The 6,475-nt window shown below is 68.8% G+C and carries 3 protein-coding genes; all 3 read right to left on the reverse strand.

Annotation, left to right across the window (positions count from 1 at the left end):
- Positions 1–49: 49 nt before the first annotated feature.
- Positions 50–1,717, reverse strand: a complete 1,668-nt coding sequence (locus tag WBA11_RS13835) for an alpha-amylase family glycosyl hydrolase (RefSeq protein WP_424521255.1) — start codon at positions 1,715–1,717, stop codon at positions 50–52.
- Positions 1,718–1,768: 51 nt separating this feature from the next.
- A complete protein-coding gene (locus WBA11_RS13840) occupies positions 1,769–3,142 on the reverse strand; it encodes a hypothetical protein (protein ID WP_424521256.1) in 1,374 nt (457 codons plus the stop codon).
- 281 nt (positions 3,143–3,423) lie between these two features.
- Positions 3,424–6,261, reverse strand: coding sequence for an EAL domain-containing protein (locus WBA11_RS13845; RefSeq protein ID WP_424521257.1), 2,838 nt, complete (start codon positions 6,259–6,261; stop codon positions 3,424–3,426).
- Positions 6,262–6,475: the final 214 nt, after the last annotated feature.

Raw genomic sequence — 6,475 nt, forward strand, 5'->3', positions numbered from 1 at the left:
GGTCGAGGATGAGCGTGAGGGCGCTGTCGTCCATAGATCCGAGGATACGCTACCCGAGCACGACGCCCGCCCACGGCCCCAGCGTCACCCGCTCGCCGGCCTCGAGGCCGCGCTCCGTCGACAGGACGACCTCGAGGACGCGGTACGGCTCGGGGACCTCAATCTCGAGGACGCCGTCGCCGACGTGGAGCAGGACCAACCGCCGCTCGTCGCCCTCGATGCGCTCGAACGCGAACACACCGTCGGGCACGTCGTCGAGGGCACGATAGCCTCCCGTCTGGAGCGCGGGCGATGCGTTGCGGACCTCGAGGGCGCGTCGGGTAAAGCTCCAGACCGACTCGGGGTCGTCCGACTCGACCTCGACGTTGACGCTTTCGTGGTTCGGGTGGAGTGGGAGCCAGTACCTCGAAGGCGGCGCGTCCGAGAAGCCGGCGCCGGGCGAGGCGTCCCAGGCCATCGGGGTGCGGCAGCCGTCGCGGCTGAGTTCGGGCATCCCGCTGCGGAAGCCCCACGGGTCCTTCCGGTCGTCGAGAGGCACGTCCACTTCCTCGATGCCGAGCTCGTCGCCATAGTAGAGTGTCGGCACGCCGCGGAGGGTCAACAGCAGCAACGCCGCCAGCTTCCCCGACGCCGGGCCGAGCCGCGTCGCGATCCGGGCCTCGTCGTGGTTGCCTAGCACGTAGTTGGGCCAGGCGCCGTCGGGCAGGGCGCCCTCGAGGGCGTCGACGTGGGCGCGGACGTCGTGGGCGGTCCACGGCGTGTTGAGCAGGCCGAAGTTGAACGGCATGTGCAACCCGCTCAGCGTCCCCTTCGAGGTTGGCGTGCCGTAGTAGCTCGCCCACCGGTCGAGGTCGTCGAAGTCGTGGATCTCGCCGATCGTCACGCGCTCGCGGTCGCCGTGGCCGTCGACGGTCTCGCGGATCCGGGCGAACATCCGGTGGACGTCGGGGTGGCCCTTGTCGTGGACGTGCAGGAGCGTGTCGTACTCGCCCATCGACTTGAACACGCCCGACGTCGGCGGCGGCGCGGGCGGGTTGTCGCGCAGCTCGGGGTCCTTCGCGATCAGGTGCGCCACGTCGATCCGGAAGCCGTCGACGCCGCGGTCCATCCAGAACCGCAACGTGTCGAGCATCTCGGCCTCGAGGTCGGGATTGCGCCAGTTGAGGTCCGGCTGCTCGGTCAGGAACGAGTGGAGGTAGTACTGGCCCGTCGCCTCATCCAGCGTCCAGGCCGGGCCGCCGAAGTAGCTCAGCCAGTTGTTTGGAGGCCCGCCGCCGGGCGCCGGGTCGCGCCAGGTGTACCAATCGCGCTTGGCGTTCGTCCTCGAGGACCGCGACTCCTGAAACCACGCGTGCTGGTCCGACGAGTGGTTCGGGACGAAGTCGACGATGACCTTGAGCCCGAGTTCTTTCGCCTTGGAGGCCAGCGCGTCGAAGTCCTCGAGGGTGCCGAACTGCGGGTCGACGTCGCGGTAGTCGCTCACGTCGTAGCCGAAGTCGGCCTGGGGCGAGCGGTAGAACGGGCTCAGCCAGACGGCGCCGACGCCCAGGTCACGAACGTACCCAAGCCGAGACGTGATGCCAGGCAGGTCGCCGATGCCGTCGCCGTTGGAGTCCTGGAAGGAGCGGGGGTAGATCTGGTAGACCACGTCGGTCTGCCACCACGGGTGCGACATCGAGGGCGGAGAGGTGTCGCGGTGGGACGCCCGGACCGCCACACGGGGTTTCCGCCCTCGAGGGGGACCCGCACATCGGCCTCGAGGACGAGCCTACCGCGCGAATGGGTGGCTCTGAGAGATGGCTTCGACGCCGCCTCCCGTCCCGTTCAGGTGCATCTGGAAGAACGCGTCCGTCACGTCCACGACGGCGCGCGCCGCGGCCGAGGGGTCGATGGTCCCACCCTCGTTGATGGCCGCGAGCCGCACGATCTGGGGGATGTCACTAAACGATGCATGTCCCGACTCAAGCAGCGTGAGCGTCTCGAACCCGTCCACGGAGTCGGACTGTGCCGCCTGGAGCACCAGGCGGTTGGGACGGAAGGCGCCGGGCGGAGCGGGGGCCTCGACCTCGAGGAAGGGCGTCCGCAACGTGTCATCGGCCAGCGTGCCCCACAGGGCGCCGTCCCAGTTCGCACACGCCTGGAAGCGCGCGTCCTCGCGGCACGCCTGCGCCGCAGCGCCCCCACCAGCGGAGTGGCCTACGATTCCCACGCGATCGAGGTCGATCCGTCCTCGAAGCACCTCGAGGCCGGGCAGCCCATCGAGGACGGCGGAGGCGTCGGCGGCCCAGCGCTGTGCCATCTCGGCATCAGGATAGAAGCCGTTGATCTCGCGGAAGACGGCCATCCGCTCCGCATCGGTCGTGGCCGCGCTCCACTCCCCGTTCAGCGCGCCGACGCGCTCCCACAACGCCGGGGTGTAGAGTGAGTCGGCACGTGACTGGTCGAAGGCGACGCGACGACCGTCCGGGAAGACGGCCATCGTGGCCTCGCCCGGAAACGTGATCGCGGCGACGACATAGCCTCGGGCCGCCAAAGACGGCAGGAAGGCGCCGTAGAACGAGGGCGGCACGTGGTATCCGTGACTGAACAGCACGACCGGCCACGGTCCGCCATCGACTGCGACGCCCTCGGCGACCGGTAGAGCCGCGAGCCTGAGATGCGACGAGGTCCACGCCGGGAGCCCGTACTTCTCGACGAACGTGGCGCGCTCCGCCTCTGGCGCGTACGTCATCACCCCGCTCACAGCCGACGGATAGAACAACCGCACAGGCACCTGCCCCAGCGCACCGTCCATCGCTACCAACGTCGTTCCGACAGGACGATCCGGCGTCGAGAACGTCGGCACCGGCAGGATCCACGAAAGCGCACCGCTCACGACCAAGGCGAGGACCGCGACCACCGCACCGAGTCCTCGCACCCAGCCGCGAATCTCCGGGTTCGGGCAGAGCGCCCAGTACGCCACGACGACCATCACGAGGTAGGCCGGCGCCATCATCCACCGAGCGCCCTCGAGGACGACGTGGAGTAGTAGAACGACGACCGCAAACGTCCCCAGGCCGCGGGTCCACCCCTCGCGGCGCGTGAGGGCGACGAGCAGCCGGGCTGTGAGAACGACGAGGAGGGCGACTTCGAGAGGCCTCATGGGCGCAGGTCGTTACATCTCACAGACCGCCGTCGTCCAGAGGAGTTGCGCGCGCGCGATGGGCGCAGCGCGGAGCCGCCCTCGAGGGCGGCACACTCGCATTTCCCGTCCTCGAGGTCGACACAGGCCCTCCGACTCGCAGGCTTGCTCGGGAGAACGAGACGGGGCGACCGCTCTGCCAGCCCGATACCGAGCTCCGACTCGCCCTCGAGGACAAAGCTCGTTCCCCAGATCAACGTGGGACTCCCCTGCTCGCCGCCCTCAGGGGCGACGAGCGGCGGCTACCGACTCGGCTTCGAGGCCAACGACGCGCGGCGTTCCTCGACAGACGTGCGACGCGCCGACCGGGCCGTAATGATCGTGCTCAGCCCGTCGGCGGCCGACTCCCGCCCTCGAGGACGGTCCGCCTCAGAACGCTCGTCTGCCCAATGCACCTGCCACTCAGGGGACTCCGAGTGGAGCAGGGCCGCTGCGGCGTCGGGAGCGAGGGGGCGGGAGAACAGGTAGCCCTGTCCGTAGAGGCATCCCATGCCACGCAGACTCGCGAGATGCTCCGCCGTCTCGATGCCCTCGGCCACGACCGACGAGCCCAAAATGCTGCCCAGATCGATGATCGTCTGGACGATCTCGGCGCTCTGCTTCTTGGTGCTCATCGTGCTGATAAAGGACCGGTCGATCTTGATGGTGTCCACGGGGAGCGCGTGGAGCGTCGCGAGCGATGAGTAGCCGGTGCCGAAGTCGTCGATGCAGAACCGGACGCCCCGCTCCTGAAGACGGTCGAGCTCTCGCGCCACGGCCTCTGGGTTGTCGACCAGGAGCGTCTCGGTGATCTCGAGGTACAGCTTCTCGGGGTCGAAGTCGTAGACCTCGACGGCTCGGTCGACGGCCCGTGTGTAGGTGTGGTCCAGAAGGTCTCGGCCCGTACAGTTGACGTTCAGGGACAGGACGTGTCCCGACGGGTTCTCAGCTCGCCACTCGCTCATCTGGCGGGCGGCCGCATCGAGGACCCACTGGTCGATCTCGACGATCTGCCCGCTCTGCTCGGCCGGGCCGATAAACGCGTCCGGGAACAGGAGCCCGAGCTCGGGATGCTCCCATCGGACCAAGGCTTCGAAGCCCGTCAACTGCCCCGTGTCGAGGCGCACGACCGGCTGGTACGCGACCCGGAGCTCGTCGCGCCCGACCGCGTGCTGGAGGTCCATCTCGAGGCGGAGCCTCGAGGCCGCGTGCTCGTGGCTCGCTGCGTTGAACGTGGCGTGTCCGCCCTTGCCACCGCCCTTGACGTCGTACATGGCCAGGTCGGCCTCGCGGAGGATGGAGTCCGGCGAGGCGTGGTCGGCGCGTCCAGACACGACCCCGATCGAGGCCCCGACCGTGACGGTCTTCGCCCCGATCCGGAATGGCCGTCGGATGACGGACTGGATCCGCTCGGCGACGGCCTCCGCGTGGTCGAGATGCGGGAGGTGAGAGAGGAGGACGGCGAACTCGTCGCCGCCCAAGCGGGCCACGCAGTCACCGGGCCGCAGGACGTCCTCGAGGCGGCTCGCCACCTCTCGGAGCAGTTGGTCGCCCGCCGAGTGTCCCAGGCTGTCGTTGACCACCTTGAACCGATCGAGGTCGAGGAACAGCACGGCAAAGGACCCGTCGTGCTCGGCCGTGACCAGGGCCGTCTCCAAGCGCATGGAGAAGAGCGCCCGGTTGGGAAGACCCGTCAGGTCGTCGTGGTGCGCCTGATGGTAGAGCTGGCTCTCCATCTCGTGGCGGTGCGTGACGTCGTTGAGGGTCCCGATGATGGCGGGCCGCCCCCCGTGCTCGCCGATGACCCCTGCCAAGTCGAGCCAGATGATCTGGCCGTCCTTCCGGTAGCCGCGGGCTTCGTAAGCCACTGCGTCGACCTCGCCGTCGATCCGGCGGCGGAGGTTCTCGGCCACGAGGACTCGGTCGTCCTCGTGGATCACGTCGAGGGTGGCGAGCCCCGTCATCTCCCCGGGCTCGTAGCCGAAGATCTCTTCCATGCGGGGGTTGACGTACACGAACGCGCCGTCCTGCATGATGGCGGTCCCCACCACGGAGTGCTCGACGAGCGCCCGAAACTTGGCCTCCGCCGCTCGCGCCTCCGTCACGTCCCTCGACACCCCCACGATGCCGACGATCTCGCCCTTGTCATTTCGGAGCGGGACCTTCGTCGTGAGCAGTACGCCGCCGTCCCCCGACGGCTCTTCGCGGTTCTCGATCGGCGATCCCGTGGCGACCACGGAGAGGTCGTCGCTCAGGGCCGCCTCGCCCAGTTTGCTCGCCTCCTTACCAACGGCGAGTGCGGCGTCCGTCAAGCCGACAGCGTCGGCGGGATCGTCGAACCCGAGTGCCTGGGCGCTGGCCAGGTTGCGGAGTGTGGCGCGGCCCTCGGTGTCCTTGACGTAGATGTGGTCCGGGATGGTGTCGATGACGGTCCGTAACAAGTGACCTTGAGTCGAGAGCTGCTTCAGCGCCCGCGAGATCCCCAAGATGGCTGGTTGCACGACCCACGCCACGCCCACCAACATGCCCAGCAACGCCAACAGGCCCGCAGAAACGCTCTTCTTGATCTGTTGGATCGACGTGTTGGAGGCGTCGGCGAGGAGCCCGACGGTCTGGTCCATGACGACCAGAAAGTCCGTCTCCGTCGCCAGGACGACCTCGAGGGCGCGGTCGGCGCGGTCCTGGTCGCCGTCGGCCAGCGCGACCCGCAGGGTCGCCACCGAGCGCTGCATCTGTCCGATCAGCGGAGACATCGACTCCATCCGCTCTCGGATCGCAGGCTCCTCGATGCCCGCCAGCCGGCGCTCCGCGTTGCCGTCGAGGAGCGCTCGATGAACGGCGGACCACTCGAGGACGCTCTCATCGAGCGCGTCGAGAAGGGGATCCGGGTCCGAGACCTCTCGAGCCAGCAGAGCGCTCTTGGCGATCTTCTGGCTCAGCATCCGCTGGCGGCCGGCCAGGTTCACCTCCACGCCGTCCTCCGTCCGCTGCGTGAGCGACTCGACCACCAGCAACGCGGCCACGGACGCCGTCAGCGCGACGAGACCGAGGGCGAGGGCGAGGCGCCACGTCAGGCGGCGCCGTGTACGGCTGGGAGACACGGCCAGACAGTGGGGCTCTGTGAGAGTCCCTCATCGATCCTAGGGGAGTCCCCTTAACCGTCCGCCCCTACTTCTCCCCGATTCGTACCCCTCTCGAGTCAGAGCCTCGCCCTCGAGGGCGCTACCGGAGCTCCAGCACCATCGCCGCGCGCGCGCCGACCTCGAGGGCGTCCTCGAGGACGACGGTCTCGCCGGTCACGACCTCGAGGGCGGT

Source organism: Rubrivirga sp. (assembly GCF_049648075.1).
In the GTDB taxonomy this organism is placed as follows: domain Bacteria; phylum Bacteroidota; class Rhodothermia; order Rhodothermales; family Rubricoccaceae; genus Rubrivirga.